This window comes from Longimicrobium sp. (assembly GCF_035474595.1).
Classification (GTDB): domain Bacteria; phylum Gemmatimonadota; class Gemmatimonadetes; order Longimicrobiales; family Longimicrobiaceae; genus Longimicrobium.
Genome location: NZ_DATIND010000161.1, coordinates 1 through 22,795, shown reverse-complemented (window position 1 = coordinate 22,795; position 22,795 = coordinate 1). Strand labels below are relative to the sequence as shown.

The window sequence follows — 22,795 nt, the reverse complement described above, 5'->3', positions numbered from 1 at the left end:
GGGATGCGACGGGTCGGGGAGACGCCCTACTACGGCGTCACCGTGACCGGGATCTCGGCGAAGGTGCCGTTCTGCGCCTGGATGCGGAGCTTCGCGGAGCCCGCCCCCGCGGCGTGGAGGTTGGCGAAGTAGTACCTGCTCACCCCCACCGTTCCCGTTTCGGCCACGGTGAACACCGCCGGGTTGGTGCTGCTCCACGCCACCGGCGCCGAGGGAGGCAGGAGGTTGCCGAAGGCGTCGAACGCCTTCGCCTGGGCCTGCACCTGCGTGGAGTTGGACAGGTCCGTGAGCGTCAGCGAGGACTGCTGGAAAACCAGCGACGCGATGGGCCCGGCGAGCACGACCACGCGGAAGTCCTGCGTCGGGTCCAGCCCCGCGACCTGCGCGCCGAAGTTCTGCGTTCCCGCGACGGTGTTGAACTGCCACTGCGTGCTGGCGATGCCGTTCGCGTCGGTCACCGACGTGGTGGGCGACACCGTGCCGGCGGCCGAGCGGGCCACCCACGTCACCGTCACGCCGGGCACCCCGTTGCCGTACGGATCGAGCACCTTCAGCTGGAAGGGCGTCGTCACGTTCTGCCCCGCCGGGATGGTGGTGAGGGTCGGGCCCAGCATCTCGTAATGGTTGTACGCCGCGGGGGCCACGGTGACGGCGAACGCCGCGTCGTCCGCGGTCGCCGGCGTGGTGGCCCGCGCGGTCTGCGCGCCGGACACGGTGGTCGTCCACGTGGTCGAGGCGGTGCCGTCCGCCGCCGTCAGCACCGTGGCTGCCGAGAAGGCGCAGCACGACCCGGTGAACGAGACGGGCACGTGCGCCAGGCCAGCGCCCCCGGCCGTGCGCACGCGGGCGGTGAGCTGCACCGCCGCGCCCGCCGCCACCGTCGCGCCGTTCCCCGCCAACGGCTCCACCACGGCGTCCGCGGGCACCGTTCCCGTGAGCGTGAAGTGCACGGTTCCCGGCGAGGCGGACGCGTCCACCGTGGCCGGCGCCGCCAGGTCGGTTCCCATGGTCAGCGTGGCCTGCGCCACGCCTCCGGCGTCGGTGGTGCCCGCTGCGCCGGAGAGCGTTCCGCCCCCGCTGACGGTCCAGGCGACGGCGGCGCCGGGCACCGGCCGCCCCTGCGCGTCGGTTACGCGCACGCCCAGCGTGGTGGCCGTGCCGAGCGCCGGGGCCAGGCTCGTGCTCCCCACGGCCGCGATGGTGGTGGCGACGGGGGGCTGGCTGCTGGTGCCCCCGTCGCAAGCCGCGGCGGCCGCGATGCTGACGACGGCGCAGATCGAAGACAGGAGCCGCATGGTGCTTCGCATCCGGAGTATGCTCGAGGAGGGGTGATGGTGCAGGGGAACGCGAAGTGTGGTCCCGCCACCGTAAGATGATCGGCCAGAAGTGGCGCCGGAAGCCCGGGCGGCGAAGCGGCCGAAACGGACCGCCGGCCCTGCTTCATCCGCGTGTTCACCAGCGTCCGACGCCGGGATGACTCCCCCGCTCGCCGCCGCGTCACCGCCCCAGTAGCAGCTCACGACAAACTGGTACACCTTGCGGAGTCATCCATCGAATCGACCACCACTCAGCCAAACGTTTCCCGCCGCGGCACACGTGGTCCACCAGCAGTTCGGGGTGATCGGCGAGATCCCATCCTCCAGCACTCGGGCAATCTCGTGCGATCCGCACTCCCGCACTCTCGCACTTCGTTTCGTACGAGCGTTCGCGCGCTTGACGAACCTCCCGCGCGCGCGGCACTTTTGGCGGATGACTTCGAGCACGGAAACGTCGCGGGAGCAGGATCTGCTCGGCCGCTTCCGCGCGGGCCAGCGCACGGCGCTGGCCCGCGCCATCAGCATGGTGGAAAACGGGCGCCCCGGCTTCGAGGCGCTGCTCTCCGAACTGCACGGCGAGATGCTGCGCGCCCACCGCATCGGCATCACCGGGCCGCCGGGCGCGGGGAAATCGACCCTCACCTCCAGGCTGGCGATGGAGTATCGCAAGGCGGAGGAGAAGGTCGGCATCGTCGCCGTCGATCCGTCGTCGCCCTTCACCGGGGGCGCGCTGCTGGGCGACCGCATCCGCATGACCAACATCTCCACCGACCCCGGTGTCTTCATCCGCTCGATGGCCACGCGGGGCGCGCTGGGCGGATTGGCGACCACGACGAAAGAGGTCGCCGACCTGCTGGACGCGTACGGCTTCGAGCGGGTGGTGATGGAGACGGTGGGCGTGGGCCAGAGCGAGCTGGAGATCGCGGGGACGGCCGACACCTGCGTGGTCGTCCTCGTCCCCGAATCGGGCGATTCGATCCAGGCCATGAAGGCGGGGTTGATGGAGATCGCCGACGTGTTCGTGGTGAACAAGAGCGACCGCCCCGGCGCCGACAAGCTGGCCAACGAGCTGGAGCTGATGCTGCACATGCGTCTGGGCGACATGCCGCAGTCCGCCGGCCACCACGGCGTGAGCCTGAAGACGGTGGGCCGCCACGCCCGCGAGAGCGCGCGGCAGGCGGCGGCCGAATCGGGTGCGTGGGCCATCCCCGTCATCAAGACCGTGGGGCAGAGCGGCGAGGGCGTCGAGGAGCTGGCGCGAACGCTGGACCGCCACCGGGTGTACTTGCAGGACTCGGGCGAGATGTCGCGCCGGCGGCGCGCGCGGCTGGAGGAGCGGGTGCGCGCCGTGGTGGAGCGGCGGTTGCAGCGGCTGGCCTGGAAGTCGGGGCGGGGCGAGGAGATCCTGGCCCAGGCGCTCCCGGAGCTGGAGGGCGGCGGGCAGTCGCCGTACGAGGTGGCGGAGCGGATCGTGGCGGAGCTGGGGATCACACAACGATAGCCTGACGAAAGATCGCAACCATGAGCGTGGTCGAGAGCGGCGCGGCGCCGGCGGAGCTGCTGGAGCGCATTCGCCAGAAGGAGCGGGAGCTGGAGACGCTGAAGTCGTCGCTGGCCGCCTGGGAGGGCGCCGCCGAGCGCACCCCGGCGCGCGACGCCAACTTCACCTCCATCTCCGGCGTGGCCGTGGAGCCGCTGTACACGCCGCTCGACCGGCCGCAGCCCGCGCCCGAAGAGGCCGCGTACTACAACGCGGCCATCGGCTTCCCCGGCGAGTTCCCGTTCACCCGCGGGCCGTACGGCACCATGTACCGCACGCGGCTGTGGACCATGCGCCAGTTCGCCGGCTTCGGGACGAGCGAGGAGACGAACGCGCGCTACCACTTCCTGCTGGAGCGCGGGCAGACCGGGCTTTCGGTGGCGTTCGACTTCCCCACGCTGATGGGGTACGACAGCGACCATCCCCGCTCGCTGGGCGAGGTGGGGAAGTGCGGCGTGGCCATCTCGTCGCTCGACGACATGGAAACGCTGTTCAGCGGCATCCCGCTGGACCAGGTCAGCGTGTCGATGACCATCAACGGTCCGGCCATCATCCTCTTCGCCTTCTACGTGGTGGCCGCCGAGAAGCAGGGCGTCACGCCCGACCGGCTGCGCGGCACGGTGCAGAACGACATCCTGAAGGAGTACCAAGCGCAGCACGCGTGGGTGTATCCGCCCGAGCCAGCGCTGCGGCTGATCATCGACATGTTCCAGTGGTGCAGCCGCAACGCGCCCAAGTACAACCCCATCTCCATCTCCGGCTACCACATCCGCGAGGCGGGGGCCACGGCGGTGCAGGAGCTGGCGTACACGCTGCGCAACGGCTTCGAGTACGTGGAGCGGGGGATCGAGCGCGGGCTGGACGTGGACGACTTCGCGCCGCGGCTGTCGTTCTTCTGGGACGTGCACAACGACTTCTTCGAGGAGATCGCCAAGTTCCGCGCCGCCCGCCGCATCTGGGCGCGCCACCTGCGCGACCGCTACGGCTCCACCAACCCCGAGAGCTGGCGCCTGCGCACGCACGCGCAGACCGCGGGGGTCACGCTCACCGCGCAGCAGCCGGAGAACAACATCGTGCGCGTGGCCTACCAGGCGCTCGCGGCGGTGCTGGGGGGCACGCAGTCGCTCCACACCAACTCGATGGACGAGACGCTGGCGCTGCCCACCGAGAAGGCGGTGCAGATCGCGCTGCGCACGCAGCAGGTGCTGGCGTACGAGACCGGCGTGCCCAACACCATCGACCCGCTGGCCGGCAGCTACTACGTCGAGGCGCTCACCGACCGCATGGAGGCCGAGGCCGAGCGCATCTTCGCCGACGTGGACAGGCTGGGCGGCGTGGTGCCGGGGATCGAGATGGGCTACTTCCAGCGCGAGATCGCCCGCAGCGCCATGCGGCAGCAGCTGGAGATCGAGGGCGGCGAGCGGACCATCGTGGGCGTGAACGAGTTCACCGTGGAGGGCGAGGAGCTGTCGATCCCGCTGCTGAAGGTCACGCAGGAGAGCGAGGACCGGCAGCGCGAGCGGATGGCCGCCATGCGCGCCCGGCGCGACCAGGGCCAGGTGGATGCGACGCTCGCGCGGCTGAAGGACGCCTGCCGCGCCGGCGAGAACGTGGTGGAGCCGCTGCTGGACGCCGTGCGCGCCTACGCCACGCTGTACGAGATCCGCGCGGCCATGGAAGAGGTCTTCGGCGCCTACCAGGAGCCCGTGTTCTTCTGAGGTATGCAGCCATGTCGCAAGCCGTCGCCGCAGCCGGTCTCCACCTCGTCACCGCCGACGAGCTCCTGCGCATGCCCGACGACGGCGTGCGGCGCGAGCTGGTCCGCGGCGAGGTGCGGGAGATGAGCCCGGCCGGTAGCCGTCACGGGCGCATCGGGGCGAGGATTCTATCCCGTCTTGAGGCGTATGTCCGCGAGCAGGGGCTGGGCGAGGTGTACAACGCTGACACCGGCTTCCTGCTCGCCTCAAATCCCGATACGGTGCGCGCTCCGGACGTTGGATTCGTGAGCCGTGAGCGAGCCGATCCGGTTGGTGATATCGAGGAGTTCTGGCCTGGAGCTCCCGATTTGGCAATTGAAGTCGTCTCACCGAGCGATCTGTTCAGCGAGGTGGACGAGAAGGTTGCCGAGTATCTGGATGCCGGTTGCCGGATGGTCATGGTGGTCGATCCCCGGCGGAGGGCGGCGACCGTCTACCGGTCCCGCAGCGACATCGTCCTGCTGACGGAGAACGACTCGCTCGAGGGTGGCGACGTGGTGCCCGGCTGGACGCTTCCGCTCCGCGACGTGTTTCCGCAGACCTGACCGGGCCGGGGATCTCCAGACCGTTCGTGTTCTTTCGAGGTGAGGAGGGTCCGATGGCGCAAGCCGTCACAGAAGCCGGTCTCGTCACCGCCGACGAGCTGCTGCGCATGCCCGGCGATGGCGTGCGCCGCGAGCTGATCCGAGGAGAGATCCGCGAGATGCCGCCTGCCGGGGAGGAGCATTCGGAGATCCAGGGAGAGTTCCTTCGCCAGCTGGGGAACTACGTCCGCGAGCATCGCCTGGGAAAGACCTATGGCGAGCTCGGGTGCCGGCTCGCCTCTGACCCGGACACGGTGCTGGCACCCGACGCGGCATTCATCCGGGCCGAACGGCTGAGCCGGGGGAGGCCCAATCGGGGGTATCGCAGCGGTCCTCCCGATCTTGCGCTGGAGATCCTCTCGCCCAGCGATTCCGCGGATGCGCTCGAGGAGAAAGTCTGGGAGTGGCTGGCCGCCGGGTGCCGCATGGTGGTGGTCGTGAACCCGCGCCGGCGCACGGCGACGGTCTACCGGTCCTTCAGCGAGGTCACGCTCCTGACGGAGAACGACGAGGTTGATGGCGGCGACGTCGTGCCCGGCTGGAGGATGCCCGTACGAGAGCTGTTCCTGTAAAGCGGGTGGGAGATGACGAGAGGCCGGATGCCTGCACGGCGTCCGGCCTCTCGTGCGTTTGGGACGCCGGCTGGAGCAAATGTGTGGGGGTCGGCGGCACTCGGACTCGGCGGATTGGCGGTGGCTCACTGATCCCGCGTACCCGCGTTTCCGCAGGTGCGCGGGCGTGTGGACACTGCTAGCTTCTCCGCGTCCATCCATCTCCCGTCTCCCCGCCGTTTCCGCCGCCCATGCCTGACATCGAGCTTCCCCTCGTCTCTCGCGCGCGAGCGCATGGCGACCGCACCGCCGTGGTGGACGCGGGCGGCGCGCACACGTACGCCGAGCTGCTGGACGCGTCCGCGCGCGTGGCGTCGGCGCTGCTGGCGGGCGGGGGCGACCTGGGCGAGGCGCGGGTGTGCTTCCTCGTGCCGCCGTCGTTCGAGTACGCGGCGGTGCAGTGGGGCGTCTGGCGGGCGGGGGGGATCGCGGTGCCGCTCGCCGTTTCGCATCCTCCCGCGGAGCTGGAGTACGCGATCGGGGATGCGGATGCGTCCATCGTCATCGCCCACCCGCACGTCGCGGAGACGCTGCGGCCGCTGGCCCAGGCGCACGGCGCGCGCTTCGTGACGACGGACGGTGCGCTCGCCGCATCCCCATCCCCCCTCCCCGCGGTCGACGAGGGGAGGAGGGCGATGATGCTGTACACGAGCGGCACCACCGGCCGTCCAAAGGGAGTCGTGTGGACGCACGCCAACCTCCGCGCGCAGCTGGAGATGCTGACCGGGGCGTGGGGCTGGCGCGCGGAAGACCGCACGCTGCTCGTCCTCCCGCTGCACCACGTGCACGGCATCGTGAACGTGCTCTCCTGCGCGCTCTGGAACGGGGCGACGTGCGAGGTGCACGCGAAGTTCGACGCGGACGCCGTCTGGGCGCGCATCGAGTCGCGCGAGCTGACGGTCTTCATGGCGGTGCCGACGGTCTACGGACGCCTGATCGCGGCGTGGGAGGCGGCGCCGGAGGAGCGCCGCGAGCGGATGTCGTCGGGGTGCCGGGAGATGCGGCTGATGGTGAGCGGCTCGGCGGCGCTGCCGGTGAGCACGCTGGAGCGGTGGCGCGCGATCAGCGGCCACACGCTGCTGGAGCGCTACGGGATGACGGAGATCGGGATGGCGCTCAGCAATCCGCTGCACGGCGAGCGCCGCCCCGGCTCGGTGGGGATGCCGCTCCCCGGCGTGGAGGTGCGGCTGGTGGACGAGGAGGGGGGCGGGGTGGAGGCCGGGACGCCGGGCGAGATCGAGGTGCGCGGCCCCGGCGTGTTCCTGGAGTACTGGCGCCGCCCCCAGGCCACCGCCGAGGCGTTCCGCGACGGCCGCTGGTTCCGCACCGGCGACGTGGCGGTGGTGGAGGGCGGCTACCACCGCATCCTGGGCCGCCGCAGCGTGGACATCATCAAGACCGGCGGCTTCAAGGTCTCGGCGCTGGAGATCGAGGAGGTGCTGCGGACGCACCCGGCGGTGGCGGAGTGCGCGGTCGTAGGCGTGGCGGACGAGGAGTGGGGCGAGCGCGTCTGCGCCGCGGTGGAGCTGCGCGGCGGAAGCGCGCTGACGCTGGACCAGCTGCAGCCGTGGGCCCGCGAGCGCCTGGCGCCCTACAAGCTTCCCCGCGCCCTCGTGGCCGTAGACGCGCTTCCGCGCAACGCGATGGGGAAGGTGACCAAGCCCGACGTGGCGAAGTTGTTCGCGTGACGGCGGCTCACGGGTACGGCTCGTCCGCGGGACCGTCGTAGCCGCACACCCCCAGCCGCGGCGAGTTCACCAGCGGGGCGGGGCGGTCCCAGTCGTCGTGGCGGTGCTTCTTCGCGTGTGCCGCGCAGAGGGTGGCGGGGCCTTCCGTCTCATGCAGGCAGCCCATGCAGAGGTGCGTCGCCGGCTCGCCGCATTTCGCGCAGGCGGCCTCCGGCACCCGGTTCCGCATCATCAGCGTCATCGGCCGAGCGGTGAGCGGAACCCCCACCCGCGTGGCCACCCGCTTCACCAGCGTGTACGACGTGGTGCCGAAGTCGTACTCGTGCGTCAACGTGACTCCGGGCGTGAAGACGTCCGCCGCCTTGCGCCGCATGGAGATGTCGGTGTCGCCCCACTGGCCCGTCGAGAAGCGGCTCAGGTGGCCGCAGCACTCCAGCCAGATCGCCCGCAGGTAGGTGTCCAGCGTCTGCAGCGACGCCGTGCCCCGCATCTCCAGGTCCAGCCAGAAGCTGCTCGAATACTGGTCCGCCACGCGCAGGTGCAGCAGCGTCTCGCGTGGGCGCCCGCTTGCTTCGGCGTGCTCGATCCCCGCGAGCCGCTTCGCGCACCCGTCCAGGTGCCGCCGCGCCCCGCCGCGCGCGATCACCGCGCCGCAGTAGCTGCATTCGCCCCGGGACTGCGTGCGTTCGGCCATGAGAAGGTTGAATTGTAGATGGACAGGAAGTAGACAGCAGGATGAACGGAGTGTACCATGGTTGCAGGAGATCGGCAAGGACGGCCTCTGCGGGCAGCTCAGACGGCGGCGAGCACTGGCAGCCGCACCGGTGGGTTGTTGGGAGGGCAGTATCTCAATATAGTCATACGGACTAGAAAGGAGCACTTATGACCATAGCGATGTCGGTCGCGGAGGCGAAGGCCACGCTTTCAGAGCGGATCCGCGACGTCGAGAAGGGCGAGCAGATCGTCATCACCCGCCACGGAAAGAGCGTCGCGGCCCTGGTCAGTCCCGAGGATCTGGAGCATCTGAAGCGACTGCGAGCGGCGGGCCCTCAGGGTGGACTGGCAAGCCTTGCGGGCGGCTGGGAGGGCTCGGACGAATTGGTGGGCGCCATCGAGGCTTCTCCGCGAGGCGGGCGCCGCGCCACACCGAATCTGGACTGAGCGGTGGCGTATCTCTTCGATACCGATGCCGTTTCCGAGGTGCTCAGGCCGCGTCCGGCACCAGCGTACCTCACGTGGCTCGGCGCCGTTCCGCGCGAAGAGCAGTTCTTGAGCGCGGTCAGCGTGGGAGAGCTGTTCAAAGGCGCGTTTTGCTCTCCGGCGCGCGACCGCCACCTCGCCAACATCGAGCAACGAATCCTGCCCAGCATCACCGTTCTCCCGTACGATGTCGCGACCGCCCGCGTCTTCGGTGAGATACAGGCAGCGCTAGAGCAGAGCGGTGCGCGGCTGGAGGATGCCGACCTGCAGATCGCCGCGACGGCGATCCACCACAATCTGGAACTGGTCACCGGGAATTTGCGGCACTTCCAGCGAGTCCCTCGTCTTCGAATCAACCCGGTCCTGGGGCAGAGCCGGTAATCCTACGCCCCCTACCCACCATTCCGGCCGAACCGTCCTTCCGGGCGGAACCTCACCATAACCTTCCTTAAGCCGCTGGTCTCCAGCCGCTTACGCCGGCTCCGTGATGCGGGCGCGCTGCGGTTCGGCCATCTCGCAGAGCGCGGCCAGGCCGCTGTCGTTCTCCAGCCACCAGCGCTCGGGCACCGGGCGCAGGCGGCGGCGCTCGTCGCCGGACTCGAAGGCCAGCCAGGGCGTCTCGCTGGGCGGGAAGTAGAGGCGCGAGCGGTGCATGTCCACGCGGCGCGTGGGCAGGAAGCGCCGCTCGCCCTGGATCTTCATCACCTTGATGCGGCGGATGCCGTTGCGGCGGTCCGCGGGGTGGGGAACGACTTCCCACACGCGCCATTGCTGGCCGGCGGAATCGGTGAAGCGGCGATAGCTCATCTTGCTGCGGCGGTTGAAGATCCGTCGTGGGAGACATCCCTAATCTAAACGCGCGGCGCCCGTCCTTACAGTCTCCCGCGCGTCCAACCCGCTGCGGGTTCGCATCTTGCTGATCCGGCGCCGCGCGAACGGACCTCGACCTCCACCGGAAACCCGCGAACAGGGCGGATGCGCCATCCCGGCTTCGAAGGGCTGCTGACCGGCCACACGCTGCTCGACCGCTACCACGTGGAGGAGGTGATCGGGCGCGGCGGGTTCGCGGCCGTGTACCGCGCCACCGACCAGCGGCTGGGCCGCACCGTGGCCGTGAAGGTCATCACCCACTCCGGCGGCGGCGAGGTGCGCGACGAGATCCAGCGCCGCTTCCAGCGCGAGGCGCGCGCCATCGCCAGCCTGCACCACCCCAACGTGGTTACGGTGTTCGACTTCGGCACCGATCCCACGCTGGGGCTGGACTTCCTGGTGATGGAGCTGCTGCAGGGCGAGGTGCTGTCAGAGCGCCTGCGCCGCCCGGAGCCGATTCCCGTGGCGCAGGCGCTGCGCATCCTGCTGGACGCGGCGGCGGGGGTCGACGCGGGGCACCGCGCGGGGCTGGTGCACCGCGACATCAAGCCGGGGAACATCTTCCTGGCCCGCAACGAGCCGCGCGGCGGCTTCCGCGTGTACGTGCTGGACTTCGGCATCGCCCGCTTCACCGAGCCCGACGCCACCCAGCTCACCCACTCCGGCCGCGCCTTCCTTTCCCCCGCGTACGCGTCGCCCGAGCAGCTGCGCGGCGACCGGAAGGTGACGCCCGCGGCCGACGTGTTCAGCCTGGGCGTCATCGGCTACCAGCTGCTGGCGCGCGAGAAGCCGTTCGCGCGCGACCGCATGGGCGGGCAGGAAGATGGCGCCGCCGCCGAGCCGCTGCGCGCGCGCAACCCGCAGGTGCCGCCCGCGGTGGCCGCGGTGATCCACCGGGCGATGGCGGAGGACCCGGCGGACCGCTATCCCGACGCCGGCGCCTTCGCCCGCGCGCTGATGGACGCGCAGTCCGCGCCCGTCCCCGCGCCCGACGCGGCGCCGCGCACGGAAGCCGCGGCGGCGCCGATCGTCGTCGCCGCGCCCGAGCCGCCGCCGGTGGTGGAGCCCGAGCCGGTCCGCGCGGAAGCGGCGCCGTCACCCGAGCCGCCGCCGGTCGCGCGTGTGGAGCCCGTCGCCGCGCCGCCGGCCGACATCCCCGCACGAGAGTCGTCGCCCCCGGTCGTCGCCATCCCCGCGCGCCAGCCGTCGCCGCGCGCGGAGGAAGTGCGGCGCGACCGGCCGGCGCACCCGGCAGGCGGCATCGCCGTGCGCACGGGAGGCTCGCGGCGCGTGAGCCCGGCGCTGATCGCCATCCCCCTGCTGCTTGTGCTGGGGCTGATCGCGTGGGCCGTGCTAGGGCGGGGCGGGCGAGGGGATGGGGATCGAGTCGCGGAGCGGACATCACCGCCCGCCGCGACGTCATCGGCGACCGATCCGGCGGCGGCACCGGAGAAGGCGGGGACGGGCGCGGGGGCGGGAGCCGCGGCGGGACCTGCATCGCAATCCGGATCCCCATCTTCATCTCCGTCTCCATCGCCAACTGCCGGCTCTCCGGCGGCGGTGAACCCGTCGGGACCGGCGGTGCCCGTCGCGCCGCGGCCGGTCCAGCCGCGGCCCGCGCCCGCGCCGGCCGGTGCCGCGCGTCCGGCGGTGCCGCTTCCGCCGCCGAGCGCGCCGCCGGCCCGGACCGCCGCGCGTGAGCCGGCCTCGGCGGTCGCCATCAACCGCGAGGGCGAGGCGCTGTTCGAGCGGGGGGACATGGCCGGCGCGGTCGCGCGCTTCCGGCAGGCGGTGGCGAGCGCGCCGGGGAATGCGTACTACCGCAACAATCTGGGATGGGCGCTGTTCCAGGCGGGGCGGGTGGACGAGGCGGCGCGCGAGCTGGCCGAGACGGTGCGGCTGGACCCGCGCCGCGACATCGCGTACGCCAACATCGGCGAGGTGGAGCGCGTTCGCGGCAACACCGCCGCCGCCATCGCCGCCTACGAGCGCTTCCTGCAGCTGAACACCGATCCGCGCCGCGCGGAGATCGCGCGGGGGAAGCTTCGGGCGCTGCGAGGGGGATGAAGGGAAGTGCTGAGTGCTGAGTGCTGAGTGCTGAGTGCTGAGTGCTGAGTGCTGAGTGCTGAGTGTGCTGAGTGCGTTGGACGCGGCGCGGGCGTCACTACGCATTCAGTGTCGATGATCGTACGGTGGGGTGGTATCGGTGCAGACAACAGGCTGACGTGCTGCGTCGGTTATGGATCCTTCGGCCTGCAAAGTCTTGTGCGGACACTGGTTGCGGTGTGGCCGGCCTCAGGATGACGTCCTCTTCGATGGGGCTCGCCTGGCACTTGGCACTTGGCACTTGGCACTTGGCACTTGGCACTCAGCACTCAGCACTCAGCACTCAGCACTCAGCACTTTCCCTATCCCCTGAACCTCCGCACGAACGCCGTCCTGTCCCTCACCGCGCGGATCTGGCTGGGGATCACCTTCACCATCGAGTGGGCGGCCCACGGGCGCGAATAGTACGAGGTGAGCACCTCGTCGTAGCGCCGCAGCCACGCGCGCTGCGACTCCAGCAGGCGCTGGCGCCGGTCGGCGTCGAGCGAGGCCATCTTCTCCTGGTACACGCGGTTCAGCTCGGCGTCGGCGGCGGCGTAGTCGCGCTGCAGGCAGGCGTAGATCTCCGGCCGCGTCAGGAACCAGAAGTCCTGGCACGGGTGCCGCACGTTCTCGTGGAACTCCTGCGCCGCCGCCGGCCGCGATGCGAGCCCCAGCATCAGCGCGAGCGCCGCGACCGTTCCGACTGCCAGCTTCCGCATCTCTCGCAACGAAAAAGGGTGTGCCGCCGGACCCCGCCGGGAGCACACCCCATGCCGCAAACGGACGATTCCCGCGCCTCAGCTCCGCACCAGCGTGTAGACCACGCCGTGCTCGTCGCGGAGCGAGAGCGCGGCGCCGGTGAGCGTGTAGGTGAAGCGCGTCGCCTCGCCCGCGTCCGGCGTGGTGGTGAGCGTCGTCGCGTCCGCCGTCCACCGTCCGCGCTGCGCATGGTCCACCGCGGGCTCGGACGAGGTGTGCGCGGCGATCGTGAGCGTGTAGGCGCCGCCCTCGGCCAGCAGCAGCGACGCGCGCTCGATCGTCACGCTGCGCTCGGCGGGCGAGGTGACGGGGAGCGGCTGCCCGTTCACCTGCGTCACGCGCCAGCTCCCCGGCAGCGCGCTGATCGCGGCGGCGGCGGGCATGGCGGGGCTCGCGGCGGGCGGCGGCGTGCAGGCGGCGGCGGAAAGGAGCAGAAGGGCGATGGCGATCCGCATCGAAGGCAGCTCCAATGGTTGCAGTTGAGAGGATGGTGGACGGACCCGCTCCCGCGAAGATGCCGGTTCCGCGGCAGGATGCCGGACAGCAGTCCCGCAGGGACTTTGTGCGGTTGTTGCCGCGAATTCATTCGCCTTCCTGAACCTGAGGCTGAGCTCCAGCCCCAGGCATCCGCCGGAGCGCTGCCGTCAGGGCTCGATCGGGAGATGCATCGGCCGCAGCTGCTGCATCACCGCCTGCAGCGCCAGCACCCGCTCCTCGCCGAAGGGCGCGCCGACGACCTGCAGCCCGCACGGCATCCCATCCCCATCCGCCCCCGCGGGAACCGAGCCCACGGGAAGGCCGGTCAGGCTCAGCACGAACGTCGGCGCCAGCCAGTCCACGTACGTCTCCATCTCCCGTCCGCCCACCGTGCGCGGATAGTTCTCGACCACGGGGAAGGGCGGCACCGCCATCGTGGGCGTCAGCAGCAGGTCGAAGCGGGTGAACAGCTCCGCGAACCGCGCGCGCATCCGCTTGCGCGCCTGCTCCGCCGCGCCCAGCTCTTCGACGGACGTCGCCAGCCCGGCGCGCAGGTTGTTGGCCACGTTCACGCCGAACCGGTCCAGCTTGTCCAGGTGGGGATGGAGCATGGAGACGAACCACATCCCGCGCAGCGCCAGGAACGCCTTGCGCCCGTAGGACAGGTCGAGGCCGATCTCCTCCACCGCGGCCCCGGCCTGCTCCAGCGCGAAGGCGGCCTCGCGGCACACCCGCTCCACCCCCGCGTCGATGCCGATCCCCGCGATGTCGCGGCAGTAGGCGATGCGCACCCCGCGCGCATCCGCCTCGCGCACCGCGCGCACGAAGTCGCGTCCGGCGGCGGGCTGCGAGAGCGGCGCCTCGGGCGTGGGCCCGGCGACCGCCTGCAGCATCAGCGCGACGTCGGCCGCGGTGCGCGCCATCGGCCCGGTCACCTGCAGCGTGTCCCAGATGAAGTCGCTCGGGACCGTCGGGACGAGGCCCACGGATGGGCGTAGGCCGACCACGCCGCAGAACGACGCGGGGATGCGCAGCGAGCCGCCCAGGTCCGTCCCCTCGGCCAGCGCGATCATCCCCGTCGCCAGCCCGGCCGCGCCGCCGCCCGTCGATCCGCCCGCGCTGCGCTCCGGGTTCCACGGGTTGCGCGTGCGCCCGAAAACCTCGTTGAAGGTGTTGCCGCCGGCCGCGAACTCGGGCGTGTTCGTCTTCCCCAGGATCACGGCGCCCGCGGCGCGCAGGCGGCGCACGACCAGCGCGTCCTCCTCCGGCACGTGGTCGCTGAAGAGCGGCGAGCCGAAGGTGCAGCGCAGGCCGCCCACCTGCGTCACGTCCTTGATCCCCACCGGCACGCCCGCCAGCAGCCCCACGTCCTCACCGGCGGCGATGCGGCGCTCCAGCTCGCGCGCCTCGTCGCGGGCGCGCGGGTTGGGGGTGACGACGGCGTTGATGGCCGGGTTCAGGCGCTCCACGCGCGCCAGGCAGGCGTCCAGCACCTCGGTCGGCGACACCTCGCGGGCGCGGACGCGGCGGGCCATCTCCGTGGCCGTGAGCAGGGCGAGCGATTCGTCGGGCATCCGGAAAAGCGTTGGTGGATTGGGGATGAAGATGGGTCAGGTGGGCGGCTGCCGGTCGTGCGCGTCGGCGAGCCGCTTCGGCGCCATCAACCGCCACGAGTCTTCGATGCGGCCGCGCAGACGCTCCGGCGTGAGCGCGGAGAGGCGCGCGAGCACTGCCGGGTAGTCGCGGTAGTGGTCGGTGACGTAGAAGGCGTCCGGCTCCGCCGCGATCAGGTAGTCGCGCTTGAAGAGGTTGATGCGGAGCACGATGCTTTCCCCGTCTTCCTTCAGCCGGACGAAGAACTTCTTCCGCACCCGGAAGGCGGGCGTGCCGTACGAGGTGCCCTCCTCCACCTCGGGCAGCGCCATCGCCATCGCCCGCACCTGGTCGAAGCTCACCGGCATCGGAGCCCTCCGGTCCGTCCTGTAGTTGCGGGGAGACTCCGCACGGTGTGTCGCGATTCCTTCGAGCCGTTCACGCTCGCTGCCGAGCACTTGAAGCACAGCAGACGAGGGTTCAGGCGGTAAAAAAGGACAGAGAACTGGACAGTAGGACAGAGCGACCGTAGCCGAAACGCGAACCGGGAAAATTACCGGGTGATCGCATTCGACGTTCGTTTCCCGATCTCGTTCTCCATGCTGCCTCCGAACCGATCGATCGCTGATCGGCATCGATCGGCGCGAGCCACCGGTTCGGCTGCTTGGCGGCTATGCTGAGACAGGGACTTGTGTTCGGCCGGGCTCCCGTAATGCCCCTGCTGAAGACGGAATGTCGGTGGATAAGCCCTCCTCCGTCTCATGCCCTGCAACGAGATAGATGAACGTCCACTTTCCGTGGACGTGCCAGTCGGCTCGAATCGGGCCTCGGCCTCGGGGGCAATATTCGCTCCGATCAGTGTGGAACGAGGTCAGTGAGACGTACACCCCACCATGTTCCGAGCACCAGGCCCGTGCAGCTCGCTCGCCCTCGGCGAAGAGGAGGTCGAGCATGGCCTTCAGGTCGTGTTTATGGATCCGTTCTTTCTGCACTTCGAGAATCCCTTCGACCGGTACCGTCCTCGTCCCGCGGCGGTCCGCGACGACAAGGGAGTCCACCAGCGAAGTCGTCACTCGCGTTCGCAACTGGCTCACCGATGTCGAGCGGCGGCGCTCCAGTTTCATCCACGTCAGCAAACTCGGCTGCGGGGCTACCCACCGCCCCGGATTCACCCGATAGAACGCACGCTCCCACCGTTTGGCCATTGCGCGCGAAACGATCAGCGCAAGCATGCTGAGGACGAGGATCGCGAGAGCAAAGGCACCTTGGATGCGCAGTCCGGTTTCGACATCCACGTCGTATTGGGCGCCGATCGCCCGGGTCTGCCAGTTGTTCCATACCACCCACGCCTGGGCTGCGACAGGGGTGAGGTAGATGATTCCAAAGTGCCGCAGGACACCCCGCCGCCGCCATCGTGCCAGTGTGGGAGGGGAGCTTAGCACTTGGCTCATTGAAAGCGCATGGTACAGCAAGTTGGCCCGGCTGTCCCCACGGCCGTGCGCGTCGCCGTCTTCCCGGCACAACTGACGTACCTTGTACAGCGCCAACTGCAGATTTTCGTGCTCGCGCAGCAGGCAAAACAGCTGTATCAACGTGAGCAGGAGCAGGGCAACCCCCCCAATCAGTCCCACGTCGTTCACATCCATCGACACCCCGGGTATCGGCGACGCCGTCATCACGCCCCTGCCCACGAACTGTCTCAGGTACTCCTCTCGCGCGATCTTGATCTGCACGGTGTCGCCACCCATGAACGGCTGCGACGCCAGCGGCTTGCCGTACCACGCCTCGAGGCGGTGCCGCGGCCACCCTGCCGAGTGCGCGTTCCACGTAGCAACCCCAATCAGCACGCTCGCGACCATGATGACGTACAGCGTGAATCGCGAGCGGTCCGATGACGATCGAAACGCATCCACGTACTCTCGCAGGTCTTCGATCGGTGAGCGTGTTGTCATTGACGGCGTTTTCACGGGGTAATTTCTCCTCTCCATTGTGTGCTTTCCCATCCCTCGTCCGTCTAGCTTGTGCTTAGGCGTATAATCCGTCAAGAAAGGAGGCTCATCCCAGCTGTGATCGCTCATCGAAAAGGGCGCGAACTCCGGATGGAGGAGAATCCACCTGTAATCTCTCGGACGACGCGCACCTTGCGGCTGTCCGACATGCTTCGGAAGGAGCGAGCACGGTCGGCGGTCTTCGGGCGCAGACTTCAGGCAGGAATTACTCTCCCACCCTCGGCCGCGCGAAGATGCTCCAGCAGCAGCGCGTTCACCTCGTCCGCGCGCTGGATGGGAAGGCCGTGCGAGGCGCCGGCGAACTCCACGTAGCGCGCGCCCGGAATTCCCGCGGCGATGGCGCGGCCGCTGGACGGCGGGGCGATGCGGTCGTGCTCGGCGCTCATCACCAGCGCCGGCGTGCCGGCCAGCTCGCCCAGCCGCGGCGTGGCGTCGTACGCGCGCATGGCGGCCAGCTGCTTCATCGCCACCGGCGGCTGGTCGGCCAGGTCGTGGCCGAAGAGCGGGGCCAGCCGCTGCGCCAGCGCCGCGCGGTCGGCGCCCGCCAGCGCGGAGGGCGGCATCACGATGCGCAGGAAGGCATCGCGCCGCATCGCCCGCGTGCCGACGCGCGAGCGGAGGCCGGTCCACAGCATCCACGGCGTCAGCCGCGTCGCGTCGCGCCCGCGCGCGAAGGCGCACATCAGCGCCAGGCTGCGCGCCCGCTCGCGCGAGGCCAGCGCCAGGTGAAGCGCGACCAGCCCCCCGAGCGAATGCCCGATCAGGTGCGCGCTCTCCATCCCCGCCGCGTCCATCACCACGCGCGCGTCCTCGGCCATCTGCTCCACCGTCACCCGCGCGCCGGCGGGCTGGCTCATCCCCATCCCGCGGTTGTCGAAGTACAGGCAGCGGAAGCCAGCGGAGAGCGCGTCCACCTGCGGCGTCCACCCGGCGCCGTGCACGCCCACGCCCTGCACCAGCAGCACCGGCGGCCCGGCGCCGCGCACCGTGTACGCCAGCCGGCAGCCGCGGTGCTCCACGGTGCGGGCCTCGCCCTCCGGAACGTCGATGGATGCGGTGCTCACGGAGGCTCCGGCGGGGCTGGGGACGGGCTACGGACGGGCGCGGATGCGGACCGTCTCCTCCACTTCCATCTGCACCGGCTGGCCGTCGATCAGCCCCGGCGCGTAGCGGCGGCGGCCCAGGCTGTTCTCCACCCACAGGTCCAGCTCGGTGCTCCCGGTGCGGCGGATCATCTGCTGACCCAGCACGCCGCCGTCCGGCCCCACCACCGTGCGCATCACGATGCTGGGCGGCGTTCCCGCCGGCGCGGTCGCGGGCACCACCAGGCTGAAGCGCATGTTCGACCGCGGCGGGCACCGCTCCGAGCGCCCTACGCGGAAGGGCGCCGCGCCGCCCGGCTCGATGCGCAGCCGCACGTTCAGCGGCCCGCGCTGCTGCCGGAGCGAGGCGCGGAGCCGGTCGGCCAGCTCGGTTTCCTTCTCCCGCGGGAGAAGGTACTCGATCGCGGTCACGCGCTCCACCACGCCGTGCGCGTCGAAGCCGATGGAGTAGAGCGCGAACATCGGCTTGTCGCCGGTGATCGGGTGCTCCTTCGCGTACGCCGCCACGTCGGTGGCCAGCGTGGCCGAGTCGGCCAGCTGCGACAGCGGGGGGAGGGTGCGCGGCTGGGTTTCGATGACGCACCCCTCGCGCGGCGGGGGACGTTCGCTCAGCAGCTGCTCGGCGCGGCTGTTCTGCGCGCGCGCCGCCGCGGGGACCAGCGCGGACGCGGCGAGCGAGGCGGCGAAGATCGAGCGGATGGAGCGAAGGCGCATGATGATTTCGGGACGGAAGGTGGGACGAAAGCGAAGACGGGAAGATAGACGGACGTTCATCCCCGCGCGAGCCGGGGCGCTAGCGCGGCGCGGGGATGCGCATCCCCCCGAACGCGAACCGCCGCCCGGCGCGGATGCCGGGCGGCGGTGCTCACGATTCGGCCGAGGGGCAACGGCTCAGTGCGTCGCCCCGTCCGCGGTCGCCGCCGACGGCGCGGGCACGGGCGCCGCGGCGGACTGCATCACCTCGGGCGAGAAGATCTGCGCGCGGATGCGCCAGCGGCTTCCCTCGCGCTGCATCACCAGCGTGGCGGTGCCCGCCATCCCCTCGGCCGCGGCGCCGGTCCCCGGCTCCACCACGAAGCGCTGGTAGATGTACATCAGGTGGTCGTCCACCACCGCGTCCACCACCCCCAGCTCGATCTTTCCGACGCGCGGCAGGCTGGCCTGCAGCGCCTGCTCGATGGCCTGCGTGCCCTGCGTGGGCGCGGTGGCGCCGGGAAGCACCAGCAGCGCGTCCTTCTGGTACAGCCGCATCAGCCCGCGCACGTCGTCGCGCTCCCAGGCGTTGCGGAAGGTGTTCAGCGCGTCGGTGGCGTCCTGCATGGCCTCGGCGCGGAAGCGCAGCATCTCCGGGTTCATGTTGGTGTCCGGGATGAGCGCGGTCTGCGCGCGGGCCGGGGCGGCGGCCAGCGGAACGAGCAGCGCCGCGGCAGCGAGCGCGGCGCGGAAGGGGGTCCGGCTGTAAGGCACTTCTGGCTCCTGGGGGATGGGTGCGGATGGGGCGACCCGAATACACCGGGTGCTGGAGAGGTTCCGCAGGCGGGACGTTCTGGTACTCCGCCGGCGGACCCGTTCGACCTTGCGCAACGTACGCGGGGGCTTCCGGAACGGACCGGAAGTCCCCGCGCTCGGGATGGATGACACCGTGGCCGGCCGGAACGTTACGCCCGTCCCGCGCGGCGCGCCTCAGCTACTCCGGGGCGGCGCCGGCAGGCGCGGGCCTGGCGGTGGGGAGCGCGACGGAGAGCGGGGCGCCGAGCCGCGCCTGGAACTCCTGCGCCTCGGCCAGGCGCTCCAGCGCGGTGCCGATGTGCTGCATCTCGCTTTCCAGCAGGCTCAGCCGGCGGTCCTGCAGCACCAGCATCTCGTTGGACGAGTTCATCTTCCCCTGCGCCTCGCGCAGCCGGATCAGCGCGTCGACCACCGGCTTCACCGCGAAGCGCGCGCTGAAGGCGACCACGGGAATGGAGATGATGAACGCGCAGATCGCGAAGCCGATCAGCGGCGCCAGCGTTTCGAGTTCCTGGGGGCTCATCGGGGTCTTCCGGGGTGATGCGGGGGATGGGGAGAGCGGAGCGACGGCGCCCCTACGGCCAAGCCGCGGCGGGAGATTCATCCGTGGCTCGCCTCATACGAGGTCCGGCGGAAGAATCGGTGCATCTCGTCGGTTCACGTGCTGCCCTGGCGATAGATCCTTCGGCCTGCAACCTACCATGCAGTCGTAGATAACGGTGTGACCGGCCTCAGGATGACGTCGGGCGGGGGCGGCGTGGAAGCAGGACTTCAGGTTCGGGTACCGGATCTGGCAATCAGTGCATTCCAAACAACCAGAGAGACGTCATCCTGAGGCCGGCCACACTGTCATTTCCCTCGCGCGAACGGTTGCAGGCCGAAGGATCTATCGGCGAGGTCGCACGTGCGCTTCCGGATTGCACGATCGATCTCCGAATCCGGTGTCAGTAGCGGCAGCGGAAGGGGTTTTCGTCCGGGTTGGCGTTGCTGAGGTTGAGATGGATGCTGTCGCCGGACTCGATGCGCACCGGCTCCAGCCAGGTCCAGCGGGTGCCGCCGTACGCGGTGTCGGCCCACAGCCGGTACCGGCCGGGGGAGATGGTGTCGATGACGTAGTGCGCCGCGCGGTCGGTGGCGAGCGTCCGCGACACGCGCGCGCCCAGGATCTGCGCGCGCCGCTGCCAGGCGCGCGTCTGCGCGGCCGTGTCCGGCGCCTCCGGCTGGCCGCGATGGCGCGGGCAGGCCTGCGCCAGCAGCGTGTCGATCGCCTCGGACTCGGGGATGATGCGGATCGGCATCCCCCCGAACCCCACCTGCCCGCCCGACTCCGTCACGATGTACGCATCCCCGCTCACCGTGCCGGGGCTGGACGAGCACGCGGCGGCGAGCAGCACGGCGGCGAATACGCTCGCCGGGAGAGCGAATCCCCGCATCACGCCGCGAACTCGAAGACGGGCGTCTGGATGGTCCGGGTCGGCGCGCGCCGCTCCCACACGATCTGCTGCAGCCGCTCTACCGTCGCCGGCGCGAAGAAGCGCTCGCCCGTCTCCACGTTCACCCGCGCCGGCACATGCTCCACCACCACGAGATCGCCTTCCATCTCGATCGTGTAGGTAACGAGCCGCTCGACGATCCGCTCCTCGCGATTCGCGTTCATCCGCTTCTCCTGCGCGTTCGGAAGCCGATCCAGAGCTCCGGATCCGGCTCGTAGACGGTGATCAGCTTCACCAGCAGCCGCGAGGGATGGCTGCACTGCACGTGCAGCGGTCGCCCCGCCCCGGTGAGCCCGAAGACGAGGCAGCTCGGGCCGTACTTGTCGTCCGGATAGTCCTCGATAACCTCGCCGCCGGCGAAGGCTTCGCGAATCTCCTCCACGCGGATGTGCCGGGAGATGGCCTGATCCGTTGCGTGCTGGGAGAACTCGAAGGCGCCGGCGGCGATCTTCGCACGAAGATCCTCGATCAGGGTCATCCGTGCAAGCTACCCACCGCGGAAACGCACAGCAACTACGCCCCGCGCGGAGACGCGGAGGAGCATCCGAGCCACCTCCGCGTCTCCGCGTGAGATCCCGCGATGCCCGGAGCCGCGGGCGGCCCCGAAAATCACACCAGCACGGGAAGCGGGTGCGCCGAGCCGGAGTGGAGGAAGGCGTTGGGGTCGTGCGCCAGCGCCTTCTTCGGCAGCCACTTCCAGAGCGGGCCCAGGTGCTCGCGCACCTGGTCGGTGAGCACGGCGGGCACGTCGCGCGTCTCGCCCTCGAAGAAGCCGCGGACCTCGGGCTGCTCCAGCCAGCGCCGCATCTTCCGGTGGTATCCCAGCCGGTTGCTGCGCTCCGACGACAGCCCACGGAAAAGCTGCTCCCAGGCGATGTACGAGCGCTTGTTGGTCCAGTACCGCCGCGCCAGCGCCCGCGCCGAGAACGAGTAGTCGAAGACGTCGATCACGTGGTCGTAGAACTCGGTCCACGTGTAGTTCTTCGGCCGCACGTTCATCGCCTGGACCAGGTCCAGGAAGTGGAAGGGGACGGGAAGGACGCGCCCGTCGCGCTGGTAGTCCAGGTTCAGCACCGCGTTGCGCCCGAACGCCGACAGCAGCGCGAAGTGCGGATACACGCCGGGAGCCAGGTCGATGAAGCGCTTGGTCAGCTCGAACGGCTCCGCCCCGTCGTCGGCGTCCAGCCCGAAGATCAGGTTGCACTGCGTGTAGGGGATGTACGAGTTGACCAGGTTCGCCTGCTCGGCCACGGCGCGCACCTTCTCCATCCCCATGGTCCGCTTCATCCGGCTCTTGTCGCCGATGTCGAACCACGACTCGATGCCGGGGGCGATGGCCTTGAAGCCGTTGCGCTTCAGCCGCTTGAGGTTGTCTTCCTTCAGCAGCGACAGCGACGTCTCGGCCACGAAGGTGATGCGCCCCGGCGGCACCACCTCCTCGATGGCGTCCAGGTACTCGTCGAAGCGGATGCCGAAGTTGGGGTCGTGCCAGACCGCCACGGAGCGGGGAAGGTCCAGCTCCTGGAAGAAGCGCAGGTCGTCCTTCAGCCCTTCGTACTCCAGCGGCTGGTAGGGGACCACGGCGTCGATGCAGAAGCTGCACTTGTACGGGCACCCCAGGCTTCCCAGCAGCGGAACCAGCTTCAACACCCGCGCGCGGTCCATCGACGGCTTCAGGAACTGCCACCGCTGGCGGAGCCCCGGGAGCGAGGCCGGCTGCTGCTTCGCGGAGAGGTACAGCCCCTCCGGCGCGTGCGGCCCGGCGTCGGCCAGGATCTCGCGGACCAGGTCGCGGTCGCAGAAGCCCACCACGTAGTCGAAATACTGCCGCGCGTCTTCCGGGTACGACCGCGCGTGCGGCCCGCCGAGGACGGTGGGCACGCCGGCGTGGCGGTACATGGCGCTGAAGGCGTAGGCGAGCAGCGCCGCCTGCGAGAAGGCGTTGATGAACACCAGGTCGAGCTTCTCCGGCAGCCCCCCCGCCAGCAGCTCGGGCCCCGAGTAGTAGGCGATGTGGACCTCGTGCCCCTCCTCCTCGCACCACACCCCCACCACCTGGGGCATGATGCTGGTGTTGTTCGCGCGCATCAGGCGCGAGTAGCCGTTGCGCGGCGGCTCCTTCCCCAGCAGGTCGACGATGCCGATTCGCAAAGCGCTTCCCTCCGGCTCTGGGTCAACGAGGCGATCTTCCCGTCACA

24 protein-coding genes are annotated in these 22,795 nt (G+C 70.3%); 8 read left to right on the top strand and 16 right to left on the bottom strand.

Features of this window, described 5'->3' with window-relative positions; genetic code table 11:
- Positions 1-29: 29 nt before the first annotated feature.
- Positions 30-1,295, bottom strand: coding sequence for an Ig-like domain-containing protein (locus VLK66_RS28435; protein WP_325312910.1), 1,266 nt, complete (start codon positions 1,293-1,295; stop codon positions 30-32).
- A 454-nt stretch (positions 1,296-1,749) separates the two neighbouring features.
- On the opposite strand from VLK66_RS28435, the gene meaB reads away from it, so the two are divergent.
- The 5 genes from meaB (at position 1,750) to VLK66_RS28410 (ending at position 7,496) form a co-directional block, all read left to right on the top strand.
- Positions 1,750-2,817, top strand: coding sequence for a methylmalonyl Co-A mutase-associated GTPase MeaB (gene meaB / locus VLK66_RS28430; RefSeq protein WP_325312909.1), 1,068 nt, complete (start codon positions 1,750-1,752; stop codon positions 2,815-2,817).
- A 20-nt stretch (positions 2,818-2,837) separates the two neighbouring features.
- Positions 2,838-4,574 carry a methylmalonyl-CoA mutase family protein gene (locus tag VLK66_RS28425; protein WP_325312908.1) on the top strand — a complete coding sequence of 579 codons (1,737 nt, stop codon included), beginning with the start codon at positions 2,838-2,840 and terminating at the stop codon, positions 4,572-4,574.
- Between the two features lie 11 nt (positions 4,575-4,585).
- Positions 4,586-5,158, top strand: a complete 573-nt coding sequence (locus VLK66_RS28420; protein WP_325312907.1) for a Uma2 family endonuclease — start codon at positions 4,586-4,588, stop codon at positions 5,156-5,158.
- 53 nt (positions 5,159-5,211) lie between these two features.
- Positions 5,212-5,769 (top strand): Uma2 family endonuclease, encoded by a 558-nt coding sequence (locus VLK66_RS28415; RefSeq protein ID WP_325312906.1) that lies wholly within the window; start codon positions 5,212-5,214, stop codon positions 5,767-5,769.
- 239 nt (positions 5,770-6,008) lie between these two features.
- Positions 6,009-7,496: an acyl-CoA synthetase gene (locus VLK66_RS28410; protein WP_349260562.1), complete on the top strand. Its 1,488-nt coding sequence runs from the start codon at positions 6,009-6,011 to the stop codon at positions 7,494-7,496.
- A gap of 7 nt (positions 7,497-7,503) precedes the next feature.
- On the opposite strand, the gene VLK66_RS28405 is transcribed toward VLK66_RS28410, so the two are convergent.
- A complete protein-coding gene (locus VLK66_RS28405) occupies positions 7,504-8,190 on the bottom strand; it encodes a hypothetical protein (protein WP_325312904.1) in 687 nt (228 codons plus the stop codon).
- Positions 8,191-8,378: 188 nt separating this feature from the next.
- On the opposite strand from VLK66_RS28405, the gene VLK66_RS28400 reads away from it, so the two are divergent.
- Positions 8,379-8,657: a type II toxin-antitoxin system Phd/YefM family antitoxin gene (locus tag VLK66_RS28400; RefSeq protein WP_325312903.1), complete on the top strand. Its 279-nt coding sequence runs from the start codon at positions 8,379-8,381 to the stop codon at positions 8,655-8,657.
- Between the two features lie 3 nt (positions 8,658-8,660).
- Complete coding sequence (locus tag VLK66_RS28395) at positions 8,661-9,077, top strand: type II toxin-antitoxin system VapC family toxin (protein WP_325312902.1); 417 nt, start codon at positions 8,661-8,663, stop codon at positions 9,075-9,077.
- Between the two features lie 90 nt (positions 9,078-9,167).
- Here VLK66_RS28395 and VLK66_RS28390 read toward each other — a convergent pair whose 3' ends face one another.
- Positions 9,168-9,503 (bottom strand): hypothetical protein, encoded by a 336-nt coding sequence (locus VLK66_RS28390; protein WP_325312901.1) that lies wholly within the window; start codon positions 9,501-9,503, stop codon positions 9,168-9,170.
- A 168-nt stretch (positions 9,504-9,671) separates the two neighbouring features.
- On the opposite strand from VLK66_RS28390, the gene VLK66_RS28385 reads away from it, so the two are divergent.
- Positions 9,672-11,633, top strand: coding sequence for a protein kinase domain-containing protein (locus tag VLK66_RS28385; RefSeq protein ID WP_325312900.1), 1,962 nt, complete (start codon positions 9,672-9,674; stop codon positions 11,631-11,633).
- A gap of 341 nt (positions 11,634-11,974) precedes the next feature.
- Here VLK66_RS28385 and VLK66_RS28380 read toward each other — a convergent pair whose 3' ends face one another.
- From VLK66_RS28380 to VLK66_RS28320, 13 genes are all read right to left on the bottom strand, one after another.
- Complete coding sequence (locus VLK66_RS28380) at positions 11,975-12,373, bottom strand: lysozyme inhibitor LprI family protein (protein ID WP_325312899.1); 399 nt, start codon at positions 12,371-12,373, stop codon at positions 11,975-11,977.
- Between the two features lie 78 nt (positions 12,374-12,451).
- Entirely contained in the window at positions 12,452-12,868 is a 417-nt protein-coding gene (locus VLK66_RS28375; RefSeq protein WP_325312898.1) for a hypothetical protein, read from the bottom strand.
- A gap of 189 nt (positions 12,869-13,057) precedes the next feature.
- Positions 13,058-14,464: an amidase gene (locus tag VLK66_RS28370; protein ID WP_325312897.1), complete on the bottom strand. Its 1,407-nt coding sequence runs from the start codon at positions 14,462-14,464 to the stop codon at positions 13,058-13,060.
- Positions 14,465-14,500: 36 nt separating this feature from the next.
- On the bottom strand, positions 14,501-14,851 hold the full coding sequence (locus VLK66_RS28365; RefSeq protein WP_325312896.1) for an MmcQ/YjbR family DNA-binding protein: 351 nt from the start codon (positions 14,849-14,851) through the stop codon (positions 14,501-14,503).
- Positions 14,852-15,154: 303 nt separating this feature from the next.
- Positions 15,155-16,450 (bottom strand): hypothetical protein, encoded by a 1,296-nt coding sequence (locus tag VLK66_RS28360; RefSeq protein ID WP_325312895.1) that lies wholly within the window; start codon positions 16,448-16,450, stop codon positions 15,155-15,157.
- Between the two features lie 236 nt (positions 16,451-16,686).
- Positions 16,687-17,556, bottom strand: coding sequence for an alpha/beta hydrolase (locus tag VLK66_RS28355; protein ID WP_325312894.1), 870 nt, complete (start codon positions 17,554-17,556; stop codon positions 16,687-16,689).
- Between the two features lie 27 nt (positions 17,557-17,583).
- Positions 17,584-18,309, bottom strand: coding sequence for a hypothetical protein (locus VLK66_RS28350; RefSeq protein ID WP_325312893.1), 726 nt, complete (start codon positions 18,307-18,309; stop codon positions 17,584-17,586).
- A gap of 177 nt (positions 18,310-18,486) precedes the next feature.
- The gene (locus VLK66_RS28345; RefSeq protein WP_325312892.1) at positions 18,487-19,062 is read right to left on the bottom strand and encodes a nuclear transport factor 2 family protein; all 576 of its coding nucleotides are present in this window, start codon (positions 19,060-19,062) and stop codon (positions 18,487-18,489) included.
- Between the two features lie 220 nt (positions 19,063-19,282).
- The gene (locus VLK66_RS28340; protein ID WP_325312891.1) at positions 19,283-19,627 is read right to left on the bottom strand and encodes a hypothetical protein; all 345 of its coding nucleotides are present in this window, start codon (positions 19,625-19,627) and stop codon (positions 19,283-19,285) included.
- Positions 19,628-20,048: 421 nt separating this feature from the next.
- A complete protein-coding gene (locus VLK66_RS28335) occupies positions 20,049-20,537 on the bottom strand; it encodes a hypothetical protein (protein WP_325312890.1) in 489 nt (162 codons plus the stop codon).
- Positions 20,537-20,761 carry a hypothetical protein gene (locus tag VLK66_RS28330; RefSeq protein WP_325312889.1) on the bottom strand — a complete coding sequence of 75 codons (225 nt, stop codon included), beginning with the start codon at positions 20,759-20,761 and terminating at the stop codon, positions 20,537-20,539. The genes VLK66_RS28335 and VLK66_RS28330 overlap by 1 nt, the downstream gene beginning before the upstream one ends.
- Entirely contained in the window at positions 20,758-21,069 is a 312-nt protein-coding gene (locus tag VLK66_RS28325) for a DUF4258 domain-containing protein (RefSeq protein WP_414676549.1), read from the bottom strand. Before VLK66_RS28325 ends, VLK66_RS28330 begins: the two co-directional genes overlap by 4 nt.
- A gap of 137 nt (positions 21,070-21,206) precedes the next feature.
- Positions 21,207-22,748: a B12-binding domain-containing radical SAM protein gene (locus VLK66_RS28320; RefSeq protein ID WP_325312887.1), complete on the bottom strand. Its 1,542-nt coding sequence runs from the start codon at positions 22,746-22,748 to the stop codon at positions 21,207-21,209.
- Positions 22,749-22,795 lie beyond the last annotated feature (47 nt).

Coding starts and splice junctions, on each gene's coding strand:
- VLK66_RS28330 (WP_325312889.1), bottom strand. CDS start 20,761: ATGAACGCGAATCGCGAGGAGCGGATCGTCGAGCGGCTCGTTACCTAC.
- VLK66_RS28385 (WP_325312900.1), top strand. CDS start 9,672: ATGCGCCATCCCGGCTTCGAAGGGCTGCTGACCGGCCACACGCTGCTC.
- VLK66_RS28340 (WP_325312891.1), bottom strand. CDS start 19,627: ATGAGCCCCCAGGAACTCGAAACGCTGGCGCCGCTGATCGGCTTCGCG.
- VLK66_RS28405 (WP_325312904.1), bottom strand. CDS start 8,190: ATGGCCGAACGCACGCAGTCCCGGGGCGAATGCAGCTACTGCGGCGCG.
- meaB (WP_325312909.1), top strand. CDS start 1,750: ATGACTTCGAGCACGGAAACGTCGCGGGAGCAGGATCTGCTCGGCCGC.
- VLK66_RS28380 (WP_325312899.1), bottom strand. CDS start 12,373: ATGCGGAAGCTGGCAGTCGGAACGGTCGCGGCGCTCGCGCTGATGCTG.
- VLK66_RS28390 (WP_325312901.1), bottom strand. CDS start 9,503: ATGAGCTATCGCCGCTTCACCGATTCCGCCGGCCAGCAATGGCGCGTG.
- VLK66_RS28425 (WP_325312908.1), top strand. CDS start 2,838: ATGAGCGTGGTCGAGAGCGGCGCGGCGCCGGCGGAGCTGCTGGAGCGC.
- VLK66_RS28420 (WP_325312907.1), top strand. CDS start 4,586: ATGTCGCAAGCCGTCGCCGCAGCCGGTCTCCACCTCGTCACCGCCGAC.
- VLK66_RS28370 (WP_325312897.1), bottom strand. CDS start 14,464: ATGCCCGACGAATCGCTCGCCCTGCTCACGGCCACGGAGATGGCCCGC.
- VLK66_RS28435 (WP_325312910.1), bottom strand. CDS start 1,295: ATGCGGCTCCTGTCTTCGATCTGCGCCGTCGTCAGCATCGCGGCCGCC.
- VLK66_RS28335 (WP_325312890.1), bottom strand. CDS start 20,537: ATGCGGGGATTCGCTCTCCCGGCGAGCGTATTCGCCGCCGTGCTGCTC.
- VLK66_RS28415 (WP_325312906.1), top strand. CDS start 5,212: ATGGCGCAAGCCGTCACAGAAGCCGGTCTCGTCACCGCCGACGAGCTG.
- VLK66_RS28365 (WP_325312896.1), bottom strand. CDS start 14,851: ATGCCGGTGAGCTTCGACCAGGTGCGGGCGATGGCGATGGCGCTGCCC.
- VLK66_RS28400 (WP_325312903.1), top strand. CDS start 8,379: ATGACCATAGCGATGTCGGTCGCGGAGGCGAAGGCCACGCTTTCAGAG.
- VLK66_RS28350 (WP_325312893.1), bottom strand. CDS start 18,309: ATGCGCCTTCGCTCCATCCGCTCGATCTTCGCCGCCTCGCTCGCCGCG.
- VLK66_RS28375 (WP_325312898.1), bottom strand. CDS start 12,868: ATGCGGATCGCCATCGCCCTTCTGCTCCTTTCCGCCGCCGCCTGCACG.